Origin of the sequence: Nocardia sp. NPDC052566 (assembly GCF_044547285.1) — a bacterium.
GTDB lineage: Bacteria > Actinomycetota > Actinomycetes > Mycobacteriales > Mycobacteriaceae > Nocardia.
In genome coordinates, this window is the sequence record NZ_JBIUAF010000005.1 from 896,354 (window position 1) to 920,714 (window position 24,361).

Consider the following 24,361-nt stretch of genomic DNA (forward strand, 5'->3'; position numbering starts at 1 on the left):
GATGGACCATCTCTTTCGCAAGGTAGCGGACAGCGCGCAGCACGAAAGTGCGCTAGCACGAAGTCTGCGCGACCTGCGGGCACGACACGCGAGGAATTCGAAACTAGAGCTCACACACCGCTTTCCAGCGGCAATCCGGCATCACGCCACGCGACGACGCCGCCGGCCAGGCTTGCCGCGTCGTAGCCCGCCCGCCGGGCCAGGGCGGCGAAGCGCACGGACAGCTCGCCCACCGGGCAGACGAACACCACCGGCCGGGACCGGGGGAACGGCACGCCGCTACCGAACATCTCGTCGAGCTGATCGTCGCGGATATTGAGCGCGCCGGGCACGTGCCCGATCCGGTAGGCCATGGCGCCGCGGGTGTCGACGATGGTCGGCCTGCCGGTGCGATCGAGTTCGGCGAGTTCCCCGGGGGACAGCCGCGGCGTCGCGTCGAGGTCGGCGGCGGTCGGCTTGTCGCGGCGTTCGGCGCGGCCGAACAGGTCGGGCCTGCGCTTCTCGAGATAGGACAGATACGGTTCGAGCCGGTCGCAGACGATCAGCACCGCGACGATCGGGTCGTCGGCCGGGCGCTGCGAAAGATCAAGGGCGCCGAGGGTATCCAGCGCCGCGACATAGCCCGCGCCGCTGGTCGGACCGGCCAGGATGCCGTACCCGTTGGCCAGCGCCATGGTCGCGTCCACCGCGCGGCCCGCCGCGACCGTGACGATCCGGTCGTAGAAGTCCGGCTGGAACAGCCCGACATCCCACATCTCGTGCTCCGAGCGGATGCCCGGAATGAAGTCCGAGCGTTCGGAAACCACGGCGATGGTGCGCAATTCGGGATTGTGCTTGCGCAGGTAGGTGGCGGCGCCGCGGGTGGAGCCGGTGGTGCCGAGGCCGCCGATCAGGTAGTCGACCCGGCCGGTGCCGTCGACGGAGAGGTCGTCGTGGATCTCGCGCCCGGTGCCATGATAATGCGCCTCGATGTTCTTCTCGTTGGTGTACTGCGACAGATGGCGGTAGATGCCGGGCTGCTTGGCCATGGTCGCCTCGATGACCGAGTACACATCGTTCGGCGTTGTCGGGTCAGGGCATTCGGAAAGGCCGGGCAGCTCGACGATATCGGTCTCGAACAGCTGCAGCAGCTTACGCACCTCGGCGACCTTGATGCGGTTGGTCACCGCGCGCAGGCCGACGCCGTAGACCGCGCCGAGGATCCGCAGCGCCTTGGCGGTATTGCCGCTCGACGCCTCGATCAGCGTCTGGCCCCCGGCCAGGATCGCGTCGAGTTCGTCGCGGATCATGCCCCAGGCCACCCGGTCCTTGACCGAGCCGAAAGGGTTGGCGGACTCCAGCTTCGCGTACAGCTCGACGTGGTCGAGCCCGTGCACCGCCGGATCGAGCCGCAGCAGCGGTGTGTTGCCGATGAGTTCGGTGATGTGGTCGTAGCGCATCACGGCGCCCCGGCGCTGTCGGGCCGGACCGGCCAGCGCTGCGGTGGCCTGCGCAGCGGTGGCCTGCGCGAGGGCAGCCTGCGCGGCGGCGGCACCCCGACCGGGATCAGCGGCTCGTAGTCGTTGTCGCGATACACCTGGAAGCTGCCCGCACGGTGCACCACCGCGAGTTTCGCGGGCAGCGGATGCATCGAGGCCGCGGCGGCGGACAGATCCATGTGATAGGCGGCGGTATTGGGGAAAATCACCAGATCGCCCGGGCGCGGGCGCTGCGCGAGCCACACCTTGTGGTTGGTGATGAGGTCGCGCTCCAGGCAGAGTCGGCCGGCGAAATACACACCGACGGCACCGGATTCGGTCACCGGTGCCAGGCAGGGGAAGATGTCGCCCGCGCCGCGGTGCGGTGCGGAGCCGTCGCCGATCGGACCGGGCCGGTGCGCGGGGCTCGGCAGCACCAGCGGATCGACCATCACCTCCTGATCGGCGGGGGTCACCGCGTCGCGGCTGAGGTCGACGTTGACCAGCACCGTGCCGTCGGCGAGCTCCTTGACGAATTCGACCCTGGCGACGGTGATTCCGGCGTGGTCGACGAGCGACTTGCCCGGCTCCAGCCAGATCTCGATCATGTTGTCCACAGCGACCTGCGCGATGGTGCGCCCGCCGTGCCGCTCCAGCGGCGCGGTGAGCAGGTCGGCCAGCATCCGCGTGGCCGGAATCGTATTGGCGTACTTGTGGAATACCGGCGTGCCGTGCACCGCGCCGTCGTCGATGTGATAGCCGAAGGTGTTGTCCGCCCAGCTCATCGGCTCGCGGTGGCCGAGAAGCGATTCGCGCAGCGCCCGCACGTAGCCGTCGAAGCGGTCCGCGTCGGCGGTGAACACCTGACGGAAGCCGCCGCCGATATCGAGGACCGACGGCGTCAGCCCGCGACCGTACGCCCGCTCGACCAGTTCCAGGCAGGCGTCGAAGGCCCGCACCCGCTCCGCCGGTTCCCCGGAATCGATGTGAAAGGCGAAGCCGAGGAACCTGATTCGGCCGCGATGGGCCGTGAGCAGATCGAAGGCGCGGTCGACATGCGCCAGCGGCACCCCGAATCGGCTCACGGGGGAGTCGGGGAATCCGGAGATCCGCAGCAGTACAGGAACATTCGCGCGGTCACCGGCGAGTTCGGCGATGCGGCGCAGCTCCCACAGGTTGTCCACGTTGACGGTGACGCCGCAGTCGATCAGATCACGCAGGAACGCTTCGCCTTTCGGCCCGGTGACCTCGATGCGCATCGGACCGAAGCCTGCGCCGATCGCACTCGCCAGCTCCTGCGGCGAGGCGACATCGATGGCGATGCCGGCGTGCTCGGCGGTGCGCACCAGCGCACGGGACTGATTCACCTTGTGCGCGTAGCAGATCCGATGTCCGGGCAGCTGGTGGCGCAGCACCGCGCGCATCCGCTCCAGATTGTCGGCGTACACCTGCGGGAAGATCAGGTGCACCGGCGAGCCGAACCGGATCAGTGTCTCGTCGACGGCGTCGCGGGTATCGAGGTAGGCGCGCACCAGCGGATGGATCCGTGCGGGCAGCGCGGGGTGTGGTGCGGTCATACCGTGGATTCCGTGCCGGATTGGCGGTGCTCGCGGGGCCCTGCGTGGTCACGCTCCGCTACCGCCTCCGGGCCCTGAGCTCGTACCGCGTGGGTCTGATGCGGTCTTTCGGCGACGGGGTTGTAGCCGCCGTCGCGGATCGCCTCGAACGCGCGCGCCCGGTTGCGCGGGCTGCGGAATTCGGCGACCACCCGCTTGCTGATCAGATCGATCTCGACGACGCCGATGCCCATCGATTCCAGTACGCCGGTGATCGTGCGCACGCAGTGCTTGCAGTTCATATCCGGGACGTAGAACACCTGATCCTCGGCGCGGGCCGCCTCGTCGGACAGCGCGTCGAGATCCGTGCGCACCTCGGTGATCCGGCAACTGCCGGCGATCTCGGTGTACAGCGCGACGAATCGGTCCACCACCAGCGGCAACAGGCTGTAGTGTCCGCCGCCGAGATGGTGCGGCATGGCGGCCAGGCACGCCGGCCTGGTGCCCGCGGGCAGCAGCGCGTACTGGCGGGAGATGAGGTCGAGTTCGTCGTGGTACTTGGCGATCGCGTCGGCGACGCTGAGTTTCTCCACGTTCACCGCTCTGCGCATCACCGTATGCGCCTCCTCGATGGTGGTGTCCTTCATCGCGCGCAGGGTCGCGACGGTTTCCGCGGAGTAGCGCACGGTGCCGTCGGGCTGGGTGATCAGCGTCACCGGGATCATGCCGCGCCGAAAGGTGGAGGCCTGTAGCTCCCAGTACCAGCGGGTGGCGACGGCGGCGAAGAGCCCGGAATCGTGCATGCCGGTACCGAACTCGACGGCGCTGCGGTACGGCGTCTGCCTGGCCAGCAGCGCGTGCTGGGCCAGTGCCCGCCCGGTCGCCTCGATGCCGACGCGGAAGATCTCCAGCGGCTCGTGGTCGGTGGTGGTGCCGGTCAGTACCGCGTGCTCGCGCGGTCCGAGCGCCGAAATACGGTCGGCCAGTGCGGTGTTCGCCGATACCGCGTGCCAGAGCAGCAGCGTCGCCTCGCGCGCGGCGATCGGTACCAGCGGTCCGAGCCCGTCGGCGCGATAGTGCCCGGTATTGGGGATACCGTCGCTGTCGGTCCAGGCGATCCGGTGGGTGGCGCTGGTGACCTGGTAGTCGCGGCACGGTCGCATGAACCGCTCCAGGTACAGCCGCTGGGAGTAGGTGAGATGGCTGTTGGGCTCGGTACGCAGTGCGGCGCTGGTGTATTCGATCCTGCGGGGTGGTCCGGGGTCGGGCGGCGCGGCGAACAGGCCTGGCTGGGCGAGCCCGGCCAGTACCCGGGATGCCGCGCGCCGGTCGTAGCGCGGGGTGATGCCGTCGATAGTCACGTGACCTCCTTGGCGACCTGCATGACACACGCGCAGAACCGGTCGATCTCGTCGGTGGTGTTGTAGATGTGCGTGCTCACCCGCACCGAGTCGATGCCGGGATCGCCATCGTCGGTGGGCACGCAGTGCGCGCCGGTGCGGACCAGGAAGCCGAATTCGGCGAGTACGAAACCGAGATCGGCCGCCGAGATCCCGGCGAGGGTGAACGAGACTATGCCGTAACCGATTTCGCACGGCGCGTAGGCCGGGCCCGGTAGGAACTCGAGGCCGGGCACCGGGCGTAGCCGGTCGATCAGGCGCAGGGTGAGCTCCCGGTTGTGCGCCGCGATCGCGGCCGTGCCGAGCGATTCGAGCACCTCCAGCGCGCTGCCCAGGGCCAGGATGCCGGGCAGGTTCTGGGTGCCGCCCTCCAGGAGCTCCGGCATCGCGGTCCCGGAGTTGCCGCCGGGCAGGAACGGATCGAGCGCCGGGTGAATCCTTCTGCGGCAGTAGAGGATTCCGGTGCCCGGCGCGCCGAGCATCTTGTGCGCGGCGAAGACCGCGAAATCCGCGCCGAGCACGGTGACGTCCACGGGAAGGTGCCCGCCGCTCTGACTGCAGTCGAAACACAGCAGGATCGCCGGGTCCAGCCGGCCGCGTAGCTCCTCGAGCGTGGTGAGCCCGCCGTAGACGTGGTGCAGATGGCTCGTGGTGATCAGCCGGGTGCGCGGGCCGATCTTGCTCAGCATGTCGGCGGTGTCGGCCTCGCCGGTGCGGGTCGTGCGATACGGCACCAGGTCGATCCGGCGCCCGAACCGCGCGAGCTGGCGGCGCAGCTGCCGCCACGGCAGCACGTTGGACGCGTGATCGGTTGGGCTGTACAGGATTTCGTCGCCATCACCCAGATTCGCGAGGCCCCAGGAGAGCGCGACGGCGTTGAGCGCCGCGGTGGCGCCGGAAGTGAAGACGATCTCGTCCGGATGCTCGGCGCCGAGGAAGGTCGCGGTGCGCGCCCGCACCCGCGCCAACTGGGCGGTGAGCCCGGTGGCCCAGGGGTAGGTGCCGCGTCCGGCGTTGGCGGTGCGCACGCTGTGATAGCGATGGATGGTCTCGATCACCGGTCGCGGCTTCTGCGTGGTGGCCGCGCTGTCCAGATAGACCTCGGTGGCAGCGGCCAGCGCGGGGAACAACTCGGTCGGTAGCCGCGTGACCGCTTGCAACGTTGACGCTCCCTCCCGAGGAGAACGCGCTGGACGCCACCAACGATACGCACATTTCGTAAGGTGTTCGAAGGTTTCTCGTGGACAACGCCTTTGGGATGAATAGGGTGGAGGTCATGCCATTGACCCTCGAAGAACGCCAGGAGTTTCTCGCTCGGCCGCATGTCGCGGCCCTATCCGTCGCCGCGGGCCCCGATCGCGCCCCGCTCACGCTGCCCATCTGGTACCAGTACGAACCCGGTTCGGAGCCCTGGGTGCTGACCGGGCCGGACACCCGCAAGATGCGGCTCATCCAGGCGGCAGGCCGCTTCAGCCTGATGGTGGACGTTGTTGAACCGACCGTCCGGTACGTCACGGTCGAAGGCCCGGTCTCCCGGGTCGAGCCGATGACCGAGGCGATGCATCTCGAGATGGTCGGCCGCTACCTCGAGGGCGACCGGATGCGGCAATACCTGAAGCAGGCGGAGGCATTCGGCCCGCAGGTCGCGGTGTACCTGCGCCCCGAGCACTGGCTCTCGGCCGACCTCGGCTAATACTGGCGGCCCTGCACGTAATCGACGAGATGCTGGCGCTCGGTGGCCAGCTCGGAGATGGCGCTCTTGACCACATCGCCGATGCTGACGATGCCGACCAGCTTGTCGTCGCGCACCACGGGCAGATGCCGGATGCGATGTTCGGTCATGGTGCGCCGCAACCCGTCCACTCGGTCCTCGGGTGCGCAGGTGTGCACGGCGGCGGTCATGATCTCGGCGACCGGCAGCTCGAGTAGTCCGGTGCCCTTGGCGAGCAGGCTGCGCACCACATCGCGCTCCGAGACGATGCCCGCGATCGTCGTGCCGTCGGCCGAGACGATCACCGCGCCGATATTGTGCTCGGCCAGCACGCGGAGCAGGTCGCGCACCGTCGTCTCGGGCGCGACCGTGGCCACGTCGCTGCCTTTTCTGCGCAAGATTTCCGCGATTCGCATAAGGCTTCACCATCCAGTCGTCACGGTGCTCTCAGGATCCCAAAGTTCACCGCGCCGTGACCAGCACGAATCCGTTACGGGCGGTGGGGAATGTGGCGATCGAGGTCACGGGCGAGCAGTGCGATGGCCGCCTGTGAGATGCCCGCCGAGGTGGCCAGGTCGATCGCGGTCAGTTGGGCGATGCGGCGCAAACGGTAGTCGACGGTATTGGGGTGCACGTAGAGCTGGCGCGCGGTGAGCTGGCGATTCATATCGTTGCCGAGGTAGGCGCGCATGGTGTCGAACAGTTCCTGATGCGCCTCGAGCGGTTCGAGGATGGTGGCCAGGCGGCGCGTGGCGGGGCCGCCGCGGGTGAGCTGATACTCCACGGCGAGGTCGGTCATCTGGTAGAGCCCGGGCGCGCGGCCGCCGACGCGGACCAGCTCGAGTAGTTCGTGCGCCTGGTCCGCGGCGTCGGGCACCTCGTCGGTATCGCTGAGCACCAGCGTCGCGGTGAGCGGCACCTCGGCGGCCCCCGCGAGCGCGTCGAGCACCTCGCTCGTCAGCGCGGGCCCGCCCGCCGGGATGAGCAGGGTGCCGCCCTTGGTGCTGAGCAGGGCGAGCGCGTGCGATTCGAAGACGGTGGCGAGCGCCGATTGCAGCCTGCGTAGTTTGCGCCGCGCGGCGGCGTGCGCGTCCAGCCGCGGTGGGCTTTCGTCGCGATGGTCCGGAATCGCCAGTGCCACCACCTGATACGACTCGGCGATCGGGATACCGGTCTGCCTGGCCAGCGTCGAGCTGGCGCGCCCGCTGAGCAGCGCCGATGCCAAAGTCTGTGTGGCGGTTTGGTGTTCGCGAGCCACCAGGTGCTGCTCGTCGACGTAGGCGTCGGATACCGCGGCGGTGATCGCTTCGAGCAGCTCGAGCATGAGATCGGTGGCGAGCAGCAGCTCATCGATATCGGCGGCCTTGGCCCGCGCGGTGACCACGCCGAAGGCGATGCGCACGCCCTCGTGGTAGGCGCGCAGGATGGCGCCGAGCGGCACACCCTCACGCGCCCACTGTGCCGCCGACTCGCGCACCTCGGCGAGCCTGGCCTCGTCGGGAACCGTTTGGCGAGCGAAGGTTTCGACCGCGAGCGCCAGGCAGCCGCGGGTCGACGGGCGGGCGTCCTGCGCCCGCGCCGCCGAATCGGACGAATCAGCGGACAGATCCAGCGCCGAGTAGGTCATACGCGTTCGCTCCATTGCCACGTCGGGCGTAATACAACTGCGTCCGAATCGTTCGCATCACTATACGAAAGGGGCGTGCGCAGTGGTAGTTATCCGCGAGATCCATTGGCAGACCATGTTTTCCCGGCTTGACCGGATCGTGACCGCACAGTGGGGAGATTCCCCGCTTATTCGTCGTCGAGCCCCGCGGACAGATAGGCCGCGGCGGCCAGCCATTGCCGGCATTGCGGACCGTGCACCTCGTGGGCGCTCAGCAAATCGCGCGCTTGGCGATAGGTGAGTACCGGTGGTTCACTACTGCAATCTGAAATGGGTAGATCCGGCACCGGCCGCAAACGCAACGCATCGACACCGGTGCCGCCGACAGCGGCGGACCGGCGGGGAGTTCGAAATGGCTGACTCATTCGATCCGCCCTCGCGTGTGCCCAAGGGTTGCGACCCCGGCACGAACTCCCTGGACTGCGCCCCGATTTCTGGCTCCGAGTTTAGGCGTTTGTCGCTTACAGATGCAAGTACATTTGCACGTTCGACCAATAGGTATGAAAAAGGCGGCCGGCAACCCGTCGGTCACCGACCGCCACTGTGACACTGGCGGTTTGCCTCAACAGGTCATGGCTTGCGTGCCACCGCGCCGTAGGCCGAAATCGGGCGGATCTCGCCGACCTGCGTGTCGGGTGCGCGCCACTGCGTAATGGATACGAATCCCGGATCCACCATCTCCAGGCCGTCGAAGACACCTTCGATCTGCTTCTGCGGCCGCGGCGTGTACGGCACGCCGCCGGTCTTGGTGTAGTTCTCGCACAGCGTGACATAGGCCTGGCTGTCGTCGGTGCCGTCCCACATCACCAGGTAGCTGCCCGACGGCACGGCGTCCAGGACGGTATGCACGATGCGGAGCAGATCTTCGTAGGTCTTGGCGTGCCCGAGCACGCCCATGAACATGACGGCGATCGGCTGGTTGAAGTTCAGTACGTTGCGCGCGTCGGCGACGATCTGTTCAGGGGAGTGGAAATCGGCATCGATGTACATGGTGACGCCCTCGTCGGTGGTGCTGGTGAGCAGCGCCCTGGCGTGCACGAGGACCAGCGGGTCGTTGTCCACGTACACGACCTTGGATTCGGGCGCGACTCCCTGCGCCACCTCGTGGGTGTTCTGCATGGTCGGCAGGCCGGTGCCGATGTCGAGGAACTGGCGGATGCCCTCCTCGCCCGCCAGATACTGGACGGCGCGGATCAGGAATTGCCGCGACTGCGTCGCCATGGTGACGATGTCCGGGTCGACCTGGACGCCGGCATCGCCTGCGACGCGGTCGATTTCGTAATGGTCCTTGCCACCCATCCAGTAGTTCCAAATACGGGCCGAATGTGGGATGTCGGTCCGTATCAGCGGGGTGAGATCGTCGGACATGATGGTGTGCTCCTCTGGGCAGGGCGTGGCGGTGTCGCGAATGGCTGGTACATCCGATCTGCACTGCGACAGTACAAGATTCAAGTCGGGCCGATAGGGGGATGGCCCAGTTGAACGCCTGATTTCCACTCCGCAGAGTTGATCAAATCCATTTCGTACCAACAGGTCTGAATTTAAAAGACCCGCGGCGGTGAACTTCGTGCTAAGGTCCCGGTGTGGGTGCAAATGCAAGAACGTTTGAGAGTGCATCTGCAAGAACTAGATCTGCCAGACGGCGCTACCGAGGAGTGGGAAATGTCTGAAACATCCACGAACCAGGTCAGGGGAACGTGGCGGAAGAGCACGTTCAGCAATCCGAGCGGCAACTGTGTCGAGGTCGCCGAGGCGACCAATGGCCTGGTGGCCGTGCGTAACTCACGTGATCCCGAGGGTGGGGTGCTGCTTTACACCCGTCCGGAGATCGATGCATTCGTCCGCGGCGCGAAGGCTGGAGAATTCGACGACTTGACTAGCTGAGCGGTAACATAAGCCGTCGGTGCGGTGTGTTTCGCGACGGGTGGTTGTGACACACTGTGGGCAACCCCCCGAGTATCGGAGACGAACTCAATGATCGCTGAACCCGATGACGACGGTCGTGTGCAATCGGTAATCGCGGAACGTGGCCCTACCGTGCTGCGTATCGCGCTGGGTGGACAGCTGCGCAAGCTCCGGGAGAAAAAGGGCATTACCCGGGAAGCGGCGGGCGATGCCATCCGCGGTTCACACGCCAAGATCAGTCGTCTCGAGTTGGGCCGCACCGGCTTCAAGGAACGCGATATCCGTGACCTGCTGACTCTCTACGGCGTTGTCGAGGCCGATGAGCGCGAGTCGTTCCTCGAGCTCGCCAGGCAGGCGAACGAACCGGGATGGTGGCATCGCTACAGCGATCTGCTGCCGTCCTGGTTCGGTACCTACCTCGGGCTGGAGCAGGCGGCGAGCAAGATCCGGACCTACGAGGCGCACCTGGTGCCCGGGCTGTTGCAAACACCGGATTACGCCAGGGCCGTCGTGTCGCTGGGCTACGAGGACGCCGATACCGATCGCCGCGTCGCCATGCGCCAGAAGCGGCAGGAGATCCTGTTCCGCACCGATCCGCCCATCATCTGGGCCGTGATCGATGAGGCGGCGCTGCACCGGCACGTCGGCGGACCTCGCGTACACAAGGATCAGCTGGAGCAGCTGATCAAGTTCGCCGAATTACCTCACGTGACGATTCAGGTGCTGCCCTATTCCGCGGGTGAACACGCGGCGGCGGGTAGTTCGTTCAGCATTCTGCGCTTCACGGAGCAGGAGCTGCCGGATATCGTCTACCTCGAACACCTCACGAGCGCACTGTATCTGGATCGACGCCAGGATCTGGCGCTGTACCTGTCAGTGATGGACCGACTGAGCGTGCAGGCCGAGCGACCGGAGCGGTCGATCGAGATCATCGCCGACTACGCCGCCGAGCTATAGGGCGGCGTGGCGGATGCTGCGGCAGCTACTGTTTGATGCAGCTGGAGGCGATGCGCCAGAACATGGCCGGCTGCAGCGTGTTGAAATCCCAATCGTCGACGACCGCGTGCGCGGTGCTGACGATTCTTTCGATGTCGAAATCATGCCGGGTGGCTGCACCGGTGGACTCGACGGCATCGATGACGAACGCGACGGCGGTTTCCCGGGAGAATGTGCTGCCCCGGTGGTCGCTTCGGGTCGACGGTGTGCTCATGTTTGTACCGTTCACTGGATGATCGGCCAGTGCGGCTTCGGCAATACCGAGCCGGCCGCCGGGAAGTGGTTGGTCCATGCGAACGCCCTTGGTGTCTGGCGGCAGCAAACCCTTGGCGTACCAGGCCTTCGGTTCGCCCTCGCGGCTTCCCCTGGTTGTCCCCTGTAAAGCTTTGCGGACTGAGTTTAGGTCGGTGTGGCTTGCATATGCAAGTGCATCTGCACGATCGATTGCATTCGTACAGAAGCAGTTTCGCGATCTGAGGCAGATGTGAAAACGTCCCGACCGGGCGGTTCCGTCGACTACCGTTCCGGCCCACCGGGATTGCAGCTCGCGTCGACCGTGGCCTGATAACCGACGGCGGGTCGCCACGGCTCCAGGTTCCAGCTCGGCTTGTTCGGCTGCACGAGCCGCGCCCACACCCAGTGGCAGACGAATTGGTCGCGCATGCCAGGCGTCTCGGCGTCGGGGGAGTCGGCGAGCACTTCGCGCCACGCGCGTTCCTCGGCGCCGGGGAAGGTGGTCTGGCGGCCCGCTGGAGTGGGGAAGACCAGCAGGCGGGCGCCGTCGATGTTCTCGGTCCAGCTCGTGTGATCGATGAGCGGTTGGCCGGCGAAGGGATCGACGGAGGGAACGGGCAGTGCGGTGGAGGCCAGCGGCACGGTCGTCGGCGTACTGCTCGGCGGCGTCGGTGTGGTCGTGGCAGGTGTTGCGGCGGAAGGTGTTGTGGCGGTAGGGCTATCGGATCCGCAGGCGGCGAGCGACAGACTGCCGGACAGTAGGGCGGCGCAGAGCAGCGCGGCCGATGTCCGTAGTCGCTGGCTCACGTGGCGCCTCCTGGTCGTCTGGTGCGCTATTCAGCCTAGCTAATAGGGCCTTTGGTGCCGCTGAAGCCGCGGTGCCTTCGGGTTCAGTGCCAGAGTGAACGGCAGGGCAGCCTGCGCAGCCCTGGCCGGACCATATTGTCCACCGTGACGGTCAACCCGGCGTGGGCCGCGGCATCGGTGAATTCGCCCGCCTCTGCGCGGGTGGCGGCGTACTCGAGTATCAGTGGATCGTCCGGCGTCGGCCCTTCGAAGTGCACGGTGATGCGCCGGGTCGGCGCCTCCGGAACGTCGTGGGAGTACGCCGCGTGTCCTGCAGTGCCGTCCATAGCCACTGTCTCCTCTACTCGGACGACGTTGTGTGTGACGGTAAGTCACGCACCGGGGCGTGGCGCAAGGTCCCAGACATGGGCTGGACATGTCACAGACAGCGGCGCCCGCCGTGGGGGTGTCTCACGAGAATCCCTCGATGACGATCACAAATCGAGTGCCGCGAACTTGTGAATTGTCAAAACGTTTGCCTCGACGTCTGCCGCGGGACGGCGGACGTGCCCAGGATGTTCGCATTCGTCGATCGAAAGGCAAACGTCGATGAGTCAGGTTCTTCGCTTGGCGCGCGCGGCCGGCGTGTTCGCCGCCGGGCTGGTGCTGGCCGCGGCGACGGCCGTACCCGGCCACGCCGACCCGCTCTATCCCGAACCGGATCCGGACCCGTTCTACGCGACCCCGGCGAACCTTGCCGACATGAAGCCGGGCGAGGTGATCGGCACCAGGGTCATGCCGCCGCTGATGATCTTTCCGGATACCACGGTGACGGTTGTCCGGTTCCGCTCCACCAACTCCGAGGACCGGCCGATCGCCGCGACCACGACGGTGCTCACGCCGCGCGGCCATCAGGCGGATGGGCCGCTGCTGTCGTTCCAGCACATCATCAACGGGCTCGGCGCGGAGTGTTCGGTATCGCGCGTGCTCTACACCGGCGATCCGAACCTGATGGTGCGCGAGGCGCCCGGCTGGAACCTGCTGCTGCAGCGCGGCTGGACGGTGGCGCTGCCGGACCATCTCGGGCCGCAATTCGCCTATGGCGCAGCGAAATTGGGTGGCCAGATCACCCTCGACGGTATCCGCGCGGTGAAACGAGTATCGGAATTGGAGGTGCGCAAGAGTGAGGTGGCCATGGTCGGCTACTCGGGCGGCGGCATGGCCACCGCCTGGGCGGCCGCCCTGGCGCCGAAGTACGCGCCCGACCTCGATATCGCGGGCGCGGCGATGGGCGGCGTGCCGATGAACCTGGTGAAGATGCTCGAGGGTCTCGGCCTCGGCGCGCATCCGGTCTTCGGGCTCGCGCTGGCCGCGGGCCTCGGGCTGGAACGCGAGTACCCGGACCGGTTTCCGCTCAGCGAGCAGCTCAACGACCGCGGCCTGGCCGCGCGCGCGGCGATGGCCAACAGTTGCACCAACGAGATCCTGGCCGCGGGCGCGGGCCGTGGCGCGACCGACTTCGCCAAGACCACCTCGATGATCAACGATCGCGACGCGCGGGCGGTGGTGGAGGAGAACAGCCTCGAACTCTACGACGGTGTGCCGAAAACGCCCATTTTCGAATGGCATTCGCCGATCGACGGGCTGATCCCGATCGACGCGGTGGTCAACACCGACAAGCGCTGGTGCGCGGCGGGCGCCACGGTGCAGAGCGAGCAGATCCCGGTGCCCGATCACCTGACGGCGGCGGTGCTCGGCATTCCGGCCGCGCTGGCCTGGCTCGACGCGCGCTATCGCGGCGAGCCCGCGCCGAACAACTGTGCGGGGCTGCCGCGCTGAACATTGCGAATTGGACTCATAGTCGATTAGCCACCTAGACAGCTGGACCGTCGGTTAACCTGACGGTCTGGCCTCGGTGGACAGGGGCATTTCGGGGGACGAAGGCCGCATATCTCCGGGCGCCAGGCGAACCCGACATCGCACCGAAGGCCCGAGTCCATGAGATGCCTGCGCGCCGTTGCCGCGTTGCTATTGCTGTCCGCGGCCGTGGCGGGCGAGGCCGCCGCCGAACCGCCGCCGCCTCCGCCCGCGTTCACCCTGCCTTGGCTACAGGAGCTGATCGATCAGGTGGTGCCACCTCCGCCGATCGCTCCTGTGCCGCAGGAGTATTCGGAGCCCGCGGCGGCGCCGGAGGTGACACCCGGTCTCGCGGCATTGCGCCAGGCGGTGCGGCCCGCGCCGGTCGGTGATCCGATATTCGATGCCTGGCCCGCGAACCTCGACACGTTCGGTGCGGGGGAGGTGATCGAGGTCAGGGATGTCACCGCGACGGCGGCGCCACTGGCGCTCGTCCCCATCCGGCAGGCGCTGCTGCTGAAGTTCCGCACCAACGACGCGCACGACCAGCCGTCCTTCGGCACCGCGACACTGGTGATTCCGGCCGCGGCGTGGACGGGCCCCGGCGACCGCCCGGTGGTGGTGAACAACCTGCCGATCGACGCGCTCGGGCGCGAATGCAACCCGGGTTACACCCTGGCACACGGTTTCTCGCTGAAGTCGACGAACCTCACCGACTTCATCCCGCCGACCACCCAGCTGGCGGCGCTGCGCGGATACGCCGTGCTGATCCCGGATCACGAGGGTCCGTGGATGGCCTACGCGGAGCCCTACGTGGCCGGGCACATCGTGCTCGACGCGATCCGCGCGGTGCGCGGCCGACTACCGGATGAGTTCGGGGACAGCCGATTCGGTATGACCGGCTACTCGGGCGGTGCGATCGCCACGCACGGCGCGGTGAAACTGGTCGAAAGCTATGCGCCCGAGCTGGCCGGCTCGATCGTCGGGGCCGCGCTCGGCGGCGTACCCGCCGATTACGAAATCCTTTCGCGCAGTTTGAATGCGAATCTGGCCTCGGGTGTATTCATGGCCGCCACGTTCGGCGTCGGCCGTGAGCGCACCGAAATTCTCACGGCCATGAACAATTTGGCCCAGTGGGCCGCGACCTCGCCGCTGAAGGACACCTGCGCCAGCCTGTTCGCGCTGCCGGGTGTGCTGATGCTGCCGATCGACATCGCCGCCAACATCCCCGACCCGCTGCATTCGGATCTGGCGCGCGAGATCTATCGGGTGACGCGCATGCCCGGGATGAAATCCGCTGTGCCGCTGTACATCTACAACGGCGAGCAGGAGTTCTGGATCCCGGCCGAGGGCGCGCGCAACCTGTACCGGGAGCAGTGCGGGCTCGGCGTGCCCGCGGTGTATCGCAGCGTGCTCGGCGAGCACATCATCGCGGCCGGTCTCGGTTACCCGGAAGCCGTAGTGTGGCTTGATCAACGGCTGCAGGGAGTTCCGGCGAGCAGCGAATGCTGAGCATATAAAGGACATTCGGCTATAGAAACAATCGGCCTTCACATGGCATCATCTGTGAATGCGTCCCTCCGAGGCACGACATTCCAGTTCCGCACCCTTCTCGACCGGGGAGCGCGCGGCCGCCGACGGCGGCCCGACCGTGCTGCGGATGGTGCTCGGCGCCCGGCTACGACGGCTGCGTGAGACGTGCGAGATCAGCAGGGAGGACGCGGGCGAGGCCATCCGCGCCTCGCATTCCAAGATCAGCCGGCTCGAGCTCGGCCGGGTCGGCGTCCGCCAGCGCGATCTCGCCGACCTGCTGACGCTCTACGGCGTGACCGATGCCGAGGAGCGGGCCGAATTGGCCCAGCTGGCAAGGGAAGCCAGCACCTCGGGGTGGTGGCATCGCGACAACGATTGGCTGCCCAAATGGTTCGACATGTACCTGGGCCTGGAGCAGGCGGCTCGGCTGATCCGCTGCTATGAGCCGAGGGTGGTGCCGGAGCTGTTGCAGACCGCGGAGTATGCCCGCGCGCTGCTCGGCCTCGCGCACCCGACCGAATCGGAGGAGGCGATCGAGCGGCGCGTCGCGCTGCGGATGCGCCGCCAGCACATCCTGACCAAGCCCGCGCCGCCGCAGCTGTGGGTGATCGTCGAGGAGTCGGCGCTGCGCCGCCCGATCGGCGGCTCGATGGTGTGGCGGGACCAGCTCGACCACCTGCTGCGCGCCATCGATGAACCGCATATCACGGTGCAGGTGCTCGCCGACCATGTCGGCGGTCCCGCGCTGGCCGACGGTGCGTTCACCATGCTGCGCTTCGCCGAGTCGGACCTGCCGGACATCGTCTATCTGCAGCAGCTCACCAGCGCGCTGTACCTGGACAAACATGCCGATATCGACGCGTATCGCGCGGTGGCGAACCAGCTTTCGGTCCATGCCGCGCCGCCGCAGTACACGGCAGGGCTGCTGACCGCCCTGCGCGAGCGGTTCCCGGACGTGCTCGACCAGCCGTCGGGCGACAAGGCCGATTGACACCGAATTCGGCGAACTAATGTCCCAATGGGACAATAGGGCGTAAAATGTGGCTATGGGTACCGACGACGTAGTCACCCTGGACGGCCGGAAGCTGCGCACCGTACGCAGCCGGGCAGCCATGTCGCGCGCGGCCTTCGCGCTGCTGACCGAGCGCGGGCTCGAGGCCGTGGCGGTGGAGGACATCGCCGTGCGCGCCGGTGTCACCCGCCGCACCTTCAGCAGGCATTTCTCCTCCATCGAGGAGGCCGTGCTCGGCGATATCGACCAGGATGTGCACGCCTTCAACGCGGCGCTGGCCGAACGCCCGCCCGGTGAACCGCCGCTCATCGCCTACCGCAACGCCGTGCACGACTGGCTCGGCGCGGTATTCGGCGAGGGCCGCGAGGCCGAGCTCGCGCATCGCTGGGAGTTGTTCCAGCACTTCGAGGACGAGCCCGCTCTGCTCGCCGCCTATCAGCGCATCCGGGTGGCCGCGGAGGGAGAGTCGCGGCGCATCCTCGCCGACCGGCTCGGTGTCGACCCCGCCGCCGACCTGCGCCCGGCCGCCGCCGTCGCGGCGGGCGCCGCCTTGATCGTCGCCGCGCTCCAGGCCTGGGCCTCGGGCGACGATCCGGGCACGCTCCCGGCCTTGATGACCGAATTCTTCGACACCCTAGGCAGTTTGGCGGCGCAAGCCGTCAACGCATCCATCCTCGACGAGGAGGCATGATCATGAGCACCGGAGTGCTGCGCCGCACCTGCCGTCGGGTCGGGCTCGATCGAAATCCGATGCGCCGCAGGGAGGATCGGGTACAGACCGTGGTCGCGGCGACGTTGACGGTACTGTTCCTGGTGATCGTCCCGGTGCTGGCGATCGTGTTCGGCGGCTGGATCTATCGCACGGAAGCGGTTGCGGTACAGGCGCGGACCGCGCAGCTGAGCAGGGTCGAGGCCACCGTCACGGAGGTGGGCAAAACGCCACTGTACGCGCCGGTCACCCCGGCGAAGGTGACCTGGCGCGATGCGGGCGATGTCATCCACAACGGCGAGTACCCGTCGACCACCATGGTGCGCCCCGGGGAGACCGTGACGATCTGGCTGGACAGGTCGGGCGCCATCGTGCCCGCGCCCTCGGACACCAAGGCCGCGAGCAAAGCGGTGCTGCTGACCTCGGGCGTGCTGCTCGGTGTGCTCGTCGTCTTCGCCGCCGCCTATTACGGGCTGCGCGGCGGACTGGATCGCCGTCGGCTGCGGCAGTGGGAAAGCGACTGGGTCATCGCGGATCTCAGCTGGGGCAACCACGCCTGACGAAGCGTTGCCCGCCGAGCTCGGGTAGGGAACTGGTACTCGGCGGGCAAGGCCTGGCGCCCGGTCTCCCGCGGCGAACGAGAAGACCGGGCATCGATGACGTTAGGTCACGCCCCGCCCGCCGCGACGGCGTCGGGACAATCACCGGACATCCCACCACCACGGGCTCGAACCGGTTGTGACCGAACACAACCCGGTGATCTAGACCGGAAACAGGGCGTGCTTGCGCGGATTCGGCTTGTGCGTGTCCTTGTCGCGCAGCAGCCGCAGCGCCTTGCGGATCTCCAGCCGGGTCTGCGACGGCTCGATGACGCCGTCGATGTAGCCGCGCTCGGCCGCGATCCACGGGGTGGCCATGGTGGCGTTGTAGAAGTCGATCATCTGCTGGCGCACCGTCTCCCGCTGATCGACGGGGGTGTTCTCCAGCTGCCTGCGGCCGATGATGCCGACCATGCTCTCCGCGCCCATCACCGCGATGCGGGCGGTCGGCCAGGCCAGCGCGATATCGGCGCCGAGCGGCTTGGAACCCATCACGGCGTAGCCGCCGCCGTAGGCCTTGCGGGTGATGATGCTGACCATCGGCACGGTCGCCTCGATGACCGCGCGGAAGAAGCGGCCGCCGCGCTTGATGACGCCGTTGCGCTCCTCCTCGATACCGGGCAGCACGCCGGGGGTGTCGACGACGAAGATCACCGGAAGCCCGAAGGCGTTGCACAGGCGGATGAAGTAGGCCGCCTTGTCCGAGCATTTGGCGTCGAGCGCGCCGCCGAGCACCTGCGGCTGATTCGCCACCACGCCGACGCTGCGGCCGTCGACCCTGGCGAAGCCGGTGATCAGGTTCTGCATTGCCGCGGCGCCGATTTCGTGGAAATCGCCGTCGTCGAAGATGCGCAGCAGCACCTCGTGCATGTCGTAGCCGGTGCGGTCGGAGTCCGGGACGATCTTGTTCAGCTCGAGGTCGTGGCCGGTGATCTCCGGCTCCAAGCCGGGATTCACGATCGGCGCCTGCTCGACGCAGCTCGACGGCAGGTAGCTCAGGTAGTCGCGCACCCAGTCGAAGGCGGCCTGCTCGTCGGCGGCGACATGGTGCACCGTGCCGTCCTTGGCCAGCTGCTCGGCGCCGCCGAGCTCGGCATCGCTGACCACCTCGCCGGTCACCGCCTTGATGACCTCGGGGCCGGTGACGAACATGTAGGTCTTCTCGGTGGCCACCAGCACGTCCATGTTCACCGGGCCGTACACCGAACCCGCCGCGCACTTGCCGAGCATGATCGCCACCTGCGGCACGAAGCCGGACAGGTCCTCCTGGCGGCGGCACATCAGCGCGTACCAGGCCAGCGAGGTGACCGCCTCCTGGATGCGCGCGCCACCGGAATCGTTGATGGCCACCACCGGGCAGGCGTTCTTGTAGGCGAATTCCATCGCGGCGGCGACCTTGCGGCCGAACATCTCGCCGACCGAACCGCCGTGCACGGTCTGATCGTGTGCGATCACCACCACCGGGCGGCCCTGGATCAGGCCGCGGCCGGTGACCACGCCGTCGCCGTACATGCTGTCGCCGCCGCCCGGTGCGCGCATCAGCTTGCCGAGCTCGACGAACGTGCCGGGGTCGAGCAGCATCCGCACTCGCTGGCGGGCGCTCGGTATGCCCTTCTTCTTGCGCTTCGCGATGCCGGTCTCGCCGGCCGGTTCCTCGGCGAGCTCCAGGATGTCCCGGAGATGTTCCAGCTTCTCTCGCGTACCGCTCATGACTGCGCCTCGCTGGCGCTCGGCTCCGTCATGCACTGCGCCTCGCTGGCGCTCGGCTCCGTCATGCGCGAAGCGCGCCGTGTCATGATTCGCTCGCTGCGCTCACTCATCTAGCTCGTCTAATCCTTCGCAAATTCGCTATCGCCGTTCCCTTGACCGGCGGAACCGGGAGGAGGCACGGCGCTCGATGTTATCGGTGATGAGACGCGGCGCACAGTGGTTCTGCCGATCTCATGGGGGACCTCACAGCTCCGGCGCGGCGGCTCTTGGCGATTTACACCTGGCCGGGTCGATTGTGATCCGGTTGTGACCGAGCCTAGTCCGCTCGCAAACGGGTAGTCACTTCGCCCAACGATCGCTCGATCGCTGGGTCGGCGCCATGCGGGCTGTCTATCGTCGAGCCGATGAGTTTTCGGGTGCCGATCACGGTGGCGGCGATGGTGGTCATCGCCGCGGTGACACCTGCGCCGGGGGCGGCCGATATCGGTGATCCGCCGCCGCCCGCGCCGATCGCCGATCCGAACATCACCCGAACGGGGTTGATACGCAGCGAAACCGCCGGTCCGCGGCACGAGCGGCTGTTCATCGCGTCGGCGGCGATGCAGCGGGTGATCGCGGTGGATGTGTTGCGCGGCAGCGGATCCGGGCCGCGGCCCACGCTGTACCTGCTGGACGGCGTGGACGGGGAGGCGACCTCGGGCTGGCTCAGCAAGGGCGGCGCCGCGGAGTTCTTCGCGGACAAGCCCGTCGACGTGGTGCTCACCAGCGGCGGCACCGGCAGCATGTACAGCGACTGGCTGCGCCACGACGCGGCGCTCGGGCTGAACCGGTGGGAGACCTTCCTCACCGACGAGCTGCCGCCGGTGGTGGAGAGCCTGCTGAAGTCGAACGGGCGCAGGGCGATTGCCGGTGTGTCGATGGGCGCGCAGGCCGCGATGATGCTCGCGCAGCGCCACCAGGGCCGGTATCGCGCGGTGGCCGGGATGAGCGGGTGCTACTCCACGGCGGATCCGCTCGGGCACGCGGTGACAACCATCACCGTGGCCTCGCGCGGCGGCGATGTCGAAAACCTGTGGGGGCCACCGTCTTCGCCGGAGTGGCTCGCGCACGACACCACCCTCGGCGCGGAGTCGCTGCGCGGTGTGGCGATCTACCTGTCCGCGGCGACCGGCCTGCCGACCGACGCGGACCTGGTGTCGGTGGCGAGCGCGCCGGATCCGATCGCGGCACTGCGCCTGGCGGGTGGCGGCGCGGCGCTCGAGGCGGGCGCCCGATCGTGCACCGAGGGTTTCGCGGGCAGGCTGGCGGCGCTGCGGATACCGGCGACCGTGGAGTACTGGCCGGTCGGCATGCACACCTGGCCGGATTTCGAGTCGCGGCTGCCGCAGGCGTGGCGGGTGCTGTCCACCGCGCTGGAATGAGCGGGCGCCGCGCGCGTTGACAGGGGTATGACTTCGGCACTGGCATCGGTACGGTTCTCGATCCTCGACCGCTCGCGGGTCCGGCGCGGCCAGCCACATCCGGCGGCGCTGCGTGAGACGGTCGAGTTCGCGCGGCTGGCCGAGGAGTGGGGCTATCACCGCTTCTGGGTGTCCGAACATCACAGCGTGCCGGGCGTCGCCGGTTCGGCGCCGACCGTGCTCGCCGCGGCCGCCGCGGCCGCGACCTCGCACATCAGGATCGGCACCGGCGGGGTGATGCTGCCCAACCATCAGCCGCTGGTGGTGGCCGAGCAGTTCGGCGTGCTGGAATCGCTGTACCCGGGCCGCATCGATATGGGACTCGGCCGGTCGGTCGGTTTCACCGACGGTGTCCGGCGCGCGCTCGGGCATGACAAGAAGGATGCCGACGATTTCGACGAGCGACTGGGCGAACTGCTCGACTACTTCGGCAACGGCAGGCAGGGCGTGCACGCCTGGCCCGCCGACGGCCTGCGGGTGCCCGCGTTCCTGCTGGCCACCGGGTCCGGCGCGGAGCGGGCCGCGCGATTCGGGTTGCCGCTGGTGATCGCATCAATCGCGGGCCAAGACCGGATGGTCGAGGCGATCGAGGGATACCGCAACGCTTTTCAACCGACGGCCTGGGGCACGCACCCGTACGTCATGGTGTCGGGCGCGGTCGTCATCGCCGACTCCGCCGAGCAGGCGCATCGGCTGCTGCTGCCCGAGGCGTGGTCGAATGCCTACTCGCGCACCCGCGGTGAGTTCCCGGTGCTGTGGCCGCCCGAGGAGATCGAGGCGCTCTCGATGACCGAGCGGGAGCGCCGGATCTTCGACGAATCGCTGCGCGATCACATCCACGGGACCGAGGACGAGGTGGCCGAGGCATTGGAGCGCCTGGTGATTCGTACCGGCGCCGACGAGATCCTGGTGCACACCAGCACTTACGACCGGACGGCGCGGCTGGAATCGCATCGGCGGCTGGCACTGCTGGCCGGGCTCGGCGCCGCCGGGCGCGGATCGGCAACGGCGGCACGGGTTTCGGTGTCCGCTTAGGCGGCATGCGCAAAACCGCATCGCGTGCAACGATGCGCGCGGTGCCTATCGCGGCGTGGAATTCGCCGCCGCCACAGCGGGATTCAGCTGCGGTAGGTGCGGGCGATCAGTGCCGATCGGAGGTACCACAGCCCCGACGGCTGCGACGGGTCGAACCCGGTGAGCTGCCCGATCCGCTTGAGCCGGTAGTCGACGGTGTTGGTGTGCACGTGCAATACCCGCGCGGTGCGCTGCCGATTGAGGTTGTTGCCGATATGGCGGCGCAGCGTCTCGAGCAGCTCGGGATGTTCGTCGAGCGAATCCAGCAGTGAGCCGAGGTATTCGCGGCCCGGGCCCGGCCTGGTCAGCTGGTATTCCAGTGCCAGCTCGTCGAAGCGGTAGAGCCCGGCGACGCATTGCAGGCGCTGCACCATGTCGAGGAGTTCGTGCGCCTGGTCGGCGGCGTTCGGGATCTGCTCCGGCGCGGCGGACACCATGGTCGCGGTGATCCCGACCTGCGCCGCGTGCGCCAGCATGCTGACCAGCGCGTCGAGCGCGGTGTGATCGAGCTCGTCGGCCGGAATCAGGATGGTGCCGCCGTCCACGCTCAGCAGCGACAGCGCGCGATCGTCGCAGCGCAGCGCCAGCTCGGCCTGCACCCTGCGCAGCTTGCGCCGCGCGACGACCTTGCCGTCGATGGTCGGGATGTGCTCGTCGTGATGCGGCGGAATCGCCACGGCCAGCACCGCATACGACTCGGCGATGGTGATGCCGCATTCGCGCGCCATGGTCGAGGTGCTGTGCCCGCCGAGCAGCGCCGAGGTGAGCGTGTGCACGGCGGTGTGGTGTTCGCCGACCACCGCGCGCAGCTCGCGGATGTAGGAGATGGAGACCGCCGAGGTGATCATGTTCAGGATCTCCAGCACGGCCTTGGCGCCGTCGACGAGGTTGCTGTACTCGCCCTCCAGCGTCGCGTTGGCCACCACCAGGTCCAGGCCCATCTTGAAGCCCTCGTGGATGGCGTGGTGGATGGCGTCGATCGGCACGCCCTCGCGTGCCCATTCCGCCGCGGCCTGCTCGACCCGCTTGATCTTCTCGGGCAGGCCCTGGCCGTCGAGCATGCTCACGGCGAGTTCGAGGCACAGCCGGGTGACCGCGGTGGCGTCGCCGTTGATCACATCGCCGGGCAGTGTGCCGCACGGCACGACGTTCTCGACGAAATGACCGACCATCTGCCTCGACAGCGCCCGAACATCCTTGAGCGAGGCCGACATCGGCTTACCCGACAATGTGAGACCTTGACGTGCCGAACTATCTACGGCCACTGGCACTCCTTCCGCCCCCGGCATAGCTGTGCGGCGCATTCACAGTAACCGGCCGGTGTCGAGAGGGGAACGATTCGCACCGTTCTGTGAGATAGCCGAGTGCCCGGAGCGTAGCCGCTGTGAAGGTTCACAGCGAATTATGCGGTGCGGCAATCACTGTGACCAGCCGGAAGAACCGGGGGCGGCGGGGGGACGCGATGGCTATGCTCCCACCGTGCCGGTCGAGAAGCCGCGGGCGCCGATGTCACCGTGGCGGTTCGTAGTCGCCTTCGGTGTCGTCAGCCTGCTTGCCGACATCGTGTACGAGGGCGCGCGGTCGGTGACCGGCCCCTTCCTGGCCTCGCTCGGGGCGGGCGCCGCGCTGGTCGGCGTGATCACCGGCGCCGGTGAGGCCTTCGCGCTGGCCGGGCGCCTCGGCACCGGACCGCTGGCCGACCGGACCAGGGCCTACTGGCCGTTGACGATCGCCGGGTATGTGCTGACCGTGGTGTCGGTGCCGCTGCTCGGCTTCGCCGGGGCACTCGGTGTCGCGGCGGCGCTGGTGATCGGCGAGCGCGCGGGTAAGGCGATACGCAGCCCGGCCAAGGATGTGCTGCTCTCGCATGCGGCGGGCGCGGTCGGGCGCGGCCGCGGGTTCGCGGTGCACGAGGCGCTCGACCAGATCGGCGCGCTGGCCGGGCCGCTCGCGGTGGCCGGTGTGCTCGTGCTGTCCGGCGGCGATTACCGGCCCGCGTTCTGGATGCTCGCGCTGCCCGGTGTCGCGGTGCTCATCCTGCTGCTGCGGTTGCGATCACGGATGCCCGACCCCGGTCGCTACGAGCCCGTGCGGTTCACCGCCACAGGGGAAACCGGTGCGCTGCCCGGTACGTTCTGGACCTACCTGGTGTTCGCGATGACGACAACGGCCGGATTCTCCGGGTTCGGTCTGCTCGCCTTCCATCTCGCCGCGAACGAGATCGTCCCGGTCGCGCTGATTCCCGTCGTCTACGCGGGGGCGATGGCCGTCGACGCGGTGGCCGCGCTGCTCACCGGCTGGCTCTACGACCGGGTCGGGGTGCGGGTGCTGATCGCGGTGCCGGTGCTCTCGGCCCTGATCCCGCCGTTGGCCTTTCAGCACGCGGCAGCGCCCGCCGTGGCCGGTGCGCTGCTCTGGGGTGCGGTGCTCGGCGTGCAGGAATCTACGTTGCGCGCCACCGTCGCGGATCTGGTGCCGACCGCGCGGCGTGGCACCGCCTATGGCATCTTCGCCGCCGGTGCGGGCGCCGCCGCGTTCGCCGGGTCGGCGCTGCTCGGGGTGCTCTACGCGCAGTCGCTGACCGCGGTGGTGGCCGTGACGGCGACGATCCAGGCCGTCGCCGCCATCGTGCTGGTGACGCGGCAGCTGCGCGGGCGAATCACCTAGTCGTACTGCCGTATTCGCTCCGGCCGAGC

The 24,361-nt window shown here is 68.0% G+C and carries 24 protein-coding genes; 11 read left to right on the forward strand and 13 right to left on the reverse strand.

The window, feature by feature from the left end:
- Positions 1-110: 110 nt before the first annotated feature.
- From ACIG5A_RS29055 to ACIG5A_RS29070, 4 genes are read right to left on the reverse strand one after another with little or no spacing between them, the layout of a single operon-like run.
- On the reverse strand, positions 111-1,439 hold the full coding sequence (locus ACIG5A_RS29055) for a pyridoxal-phosphate dependent enzyme (RefSeq protein WP_397245623.1): 1,329 nt from the start codon (positions 1,437-1,439) through the stop codon (positions 111-113).
- Entirely contained in the window at positions 1,439-3,034 is a 1,596-nt protein-coding gene (locus ACIG5A_RS29060; protein ID WP_397245626.1) for an alanine racemase, read from the reverse strand. The genes ACIG5A_RS29055 and ACIG5A_RS29060 overlap by 1 nt, the downstream gene beginning before the upstream one ends.
- The gene (locus tag ACIG5A_RS29065; protein WP_397245629.1) at positions 3,031-4,374 is read right to left on the reverse strand and encodes a heavy-metal-associated domain-containing protein; all 1,344 of its coding nucleotides are present in this window, start codon (positions 4,372-4,374) and stop codon (positions 3,031-3,033) included. The genes ACIG5A_RS29060 and ACIG5A_RS29065 overlap by 4 nt, the downstream gene beginning before the upstream one ends.
- Positions 4,371-5,573 carry an aminotransferase class V-fold PLP-dependent enzyme gene (locus tag ACIG5A_RS29070; protein WP_397245631.1) on the reverse strand — a complete coding sequence of 401 codons (1,203 nt, stop codon included), beginning with the start codon at positions 5,571-5,573 and terminating at the stop codon, positions 4,371-4,373. Before ACIG5A_RS29070 ends, ACIG5A_RS29065 begins: the two co-directional genes overlap by 4 nt.
- 116 nt (positions 5,574-5,689) lie before the next feature.
- Here ACIG5A_RS29070 and ACIG5A_RS29075 point away from each other — a divergent pair, with 116 nt between their 5' ends.
- Positions 5,690-6,106 carry a pyridoxamine 5'-phosphate oxidase family protein gene (locus ACIG5A_RS29075; protein ID WP_397245633.1) on the forward strand — a complete coding sequence of 139 codons (417 nt, stop codon included), beginning with the start codon at positions 5,690-5,692 and terminating at the stop codon, positions 6,104-6,106.
- On the opposite strand, the gene ACIG5A_RS29080 is transcribed toward ACIG5A_RS29075, so the two are convergent.
- From ACIG5A_RS29080 to ACIG5A_RS29095, 4 genes are all read right to left on the reverse strand, one after another.
- Positions 6,103-6,540: a CBS domain-containing protein gene (locus ACIG5A_RS29080; RefSeq protein WP_397245635.1), complete on the reverse strand. Its 438-nt coding sequence runs from the start codon at positions 6,538-6,540 to the stop codon at positions 6,103-6,105. The two genes, ACIG5A_RS29075 and ACIG5A_RS29080, sit on opposite strands and share 4 nt — an antisense overlap.
- 74 nt (positions 6,541-6,614) lie before the next feature.
- Positions 6,615-7,751: a PucR family transcriptional regulator gene (locus ACIG5A_RS29085; RefSeq protein WP_397245637.1), complete on the reverse strand. Its 1,137-nt coding sequence runs from the start codon at positions 7,749-7,751 to the stop codon at positions 6,615-6,617.
- A 167-nt stretch (positions 7,752-7,918) separates the two neighbouring features.
- A complete protein-coding gene (locus tag ACIG5A_RS29090) occupies positions 7,919-8,155 on the reverse strand; it encodes a hypothetical protein (RefSeq protein WP_397245639.1) in 237 nt (78 codons plus the stop codon).
- A 205-nt stretch (positions 8,156-8,360) separates the two neighbouring features.
- Positions 8,361-9,158 carry an SAM-dependent methyltransferase gene (locus tag ACIG5A_RS29095; RefSeq protein ID WP_397245641.1) on the reverse strand — a complete coding sequence of 266 codons (798 nt, stop codon included), beginning with the start codon at positions 9,156-9,158 and terminating at the stop codon, positions 8,361-8,363.
- 294 nt (positions 9,159-9,452) lie between these two features.
- Here ACIG5A_RS29095 and ACIG5A_RS29100 point away from each other — a divergent pair, with 294 nt between their 5' ends.
- Both ACIG5A_RS29100 and ACIG5A_RS29105 read left to right on the forward strand, forming a co-directional pair.
- Positions 9,453-9,674 carry a DUF397 domain-containing protein gene (locus ACIG5A_RS29100; RefSeq protein WP_397245643.1) on the forward strand — a complete coding sequence of 74 codons (222 nt, stop codon included), beginning with the start codon at positions 9,453-9,455 and terminating at the stop codon, positions 9,672-9,674.
- Between the two features lie 90 nt (positions 9,675-9,764).
- Positions 9,765-10,652 (forward strand): helix-turn-helix domain-containing protein, encoded by an 888-nt coding sequence (locus tag ACIG5A_RS29105; protein WP_397245645.1) that lies wholly within the window; start codon positions 9,765-9,767, stop codon positions 10,650-10,652.
- Between the two features lie 25 nt (positions 10,653-10,677).
- Here ACIG5A_RS29105 and ACIG5A_RS29110 read toward each other — a convergent pair whose 3' ends face one another.
- The 3 genes from ACIG5A_RS29110 to ACIG5A_RS29120 all read right to left on the reverse strand — a co-directional run bounded on the left by ACIG5A_RS29110 (position 10,678) and on the right by ACIG5A_RS29120 (position 12,058).
- The gene (locus ACIG5A_RS29110; RefSeq protein ID WP_397245648.1) at positions 10,678-11,013 is read right to left on the reverse strand and encodes a hypothetical protein; all 336 of its coding nucleotides are present in this window, start codon (positions 11,011-11,013) and stop codon (positions 10,678-10,680) included.
- Between the two features lie 194 nt (positions 11,014-11,207).
- Positions 11,208-11,732, reverse strand: coding sequence for a DUF2599 domain-containing protein (locus ACIG5A_RS29115; RefSeq protein ID WP_397245650.1), 525 nt, complete (start codon positions 11,730-11,732; stop codon positions 11,208-11,210).
- An 83-nt stretch (positions 11,733-11,815) separates the two neighbouring features.
- Positions 11,816-12,058 carry a hypothetical protein gene (locus ACIG5A_RS29120; protein ID WP_397245652.1) on the reverse strand — a complete coding sequence of 81 codons (243 nt, stop codon included), beginning with the start codon at positions 12,056-12,058 and terminating at the stop codon, positions 11,816-11,818.
- A 262-nt stretch (positions 12,059-12,320) separates the two neighbouring features.
- Between ACIG5A_RS29120 and ACIG5A_RS29125 the strand changes: the two genes are divergently transcribed.
- The 5 genes from ACIG5A_RS29125 to ACIG5A_RS29145 all read left to right on the forward strand — a co-directional run bounded on the left by ACIG5A_RS29125 (position 12,321) and on the right by ACIG5A_RS29145 (position 17,382).
- A complete protein-coding gene (locus tag ACIG5A_RS29125) occupies positions 12,321-13,550 on the forward strand; it encodes a lipase family protein (RefSeq protein ID WP_397245655.1) in 1,230 nt (409 codons plus the stop codon).
- A gap of 159 nt (positions 13,551-13,709) precedes the next feature.
- A complete protein-coding gene (locus tag ACIG5A_RS29130; RefSeq protein ID WP_397245657.1) occupies positions 13,710-15,080 on the forward strand; it encodes a lipase family protein in 1,371 nt (456 codons plus the stop codon).
- Between the two features lie 58 nt (positions 15,081-15,138).
- On the forward strand, positions 15,139-16,092 hold the full coding sequence (locus tag ACIG5A_RS29135) for a helix-turn-helix domain-containing protein (protein WP_397245659.1): 954 nt from the start codon (positions 15,139-15,141) through the stop codon (positions 16,090-16,092).
- Between the two features lie 55 nt (positions 16,093-16,147).
- A complete protein-coding gene (locus ACIG5A_RS29140; protein WP_397245661.1) occupies positions 16,148-16,804 on the forward strand; it encodes a TetR/AcrR family transcriptional regulator in 657 nt (218 codons plus the stop codon).
- A gap of 2 nt (positions 16,805-16,806) precedes the next feature.
- The gene (locus ACIG5A_RS29145; RefSeq protein WP_397245663.1) at positions 16,807-17,382 is read left to right on the forward strand and encodes a DUF3592 domain-containing protein; all 576 of its coding nucleotides are present in this window, start codon (positions 16,807-16,809) and stop codon (positions 17,380-17,382) included.
- Positions 17,383-17,583: 201 nt separating this feature from the next.
- On the opposite strand, the gene ACIG5A_RS29150 is transcribed toward ACIG5A_RS29145, so the two are convergent.
- Positions 17,584-19,131, reverse strand: coding sequence for an acyl-CoA carboxylase subunit beta (locus ACIG5A_RS29150; protein WP_397245665.1), 1,548 nt, complete (start codon positions 19,129-19,131; stop codon positions 17,584-17,586).
- A 404-nt stretch (positions 19,132-19,535) separates the two neighbouring features.
- On the opposite strand from ACIG5A_RS29150, the gene ACIG5A_RS29155 reads away from it, so the two are divergent.
- Positions 19,536-20,552 carry an alpha/beta hydrolase gene (locus ACIG5A_RS29155; protein ID WP_397245667.1) on the forward strand — a complete coding sequence of 339 codons (1,017 nt, stop codon included), beginning with the start codon at positions 19,536-19,538 and terminating at the stop codon, positions 20,550-20,552.
- 27 nt (positions 20,553-20,579) lie between these two features.
- On the forward strand, positions 20,580-21,626 hold the full coding sequence (locus ACIG5A_RS29160; RefSeq protein WP_397245669.1) for an LLM class flavin-dependent oxidoreductase: 1,047 nt from the start codon (positions 20,580-20,582) through the stop codon (positions 21,624-21,626).
- Between the two features lie 83 nt (positions 21,627-21,709).
- On the opposite strand, the gene ACIG5A_RS29165 is transcribed toward ACIG5A_RS29160, so the two are convergent.
- Positions 21,710-22,930 carry a PucR family transcriptional regulator gene (locus tag ACIG5A_RS29165; protein ID WP_397245671.1) on the reverse strand — a complete coding sequence of 407 codons (1,221 nt, stop codon included), beginning with the start codon at positions 22,928-22,930 and terminating at the stop codon, positions 21,710-21,712.
- 241 nt (positions 22,931-23,171) lie between these two features.
- Here ACIG5A_RS29165 and ACIG5A_RS29170 point away from each other — a divergent pair, with 241 nt between their 5' ends.
- Complete coding sequence (locus tag ACIG5A_RS29170; protein WP_397245944.1) at positions 23,172-24,332, forward strand: MFS transporter; 1,161 nt, start codon at positions 23,172-23,174, stop codon at positions 24,330-24,332.
- The last annotated feature ends 29 nt before the right edge of the window (positions 24,333-24,361 follow it).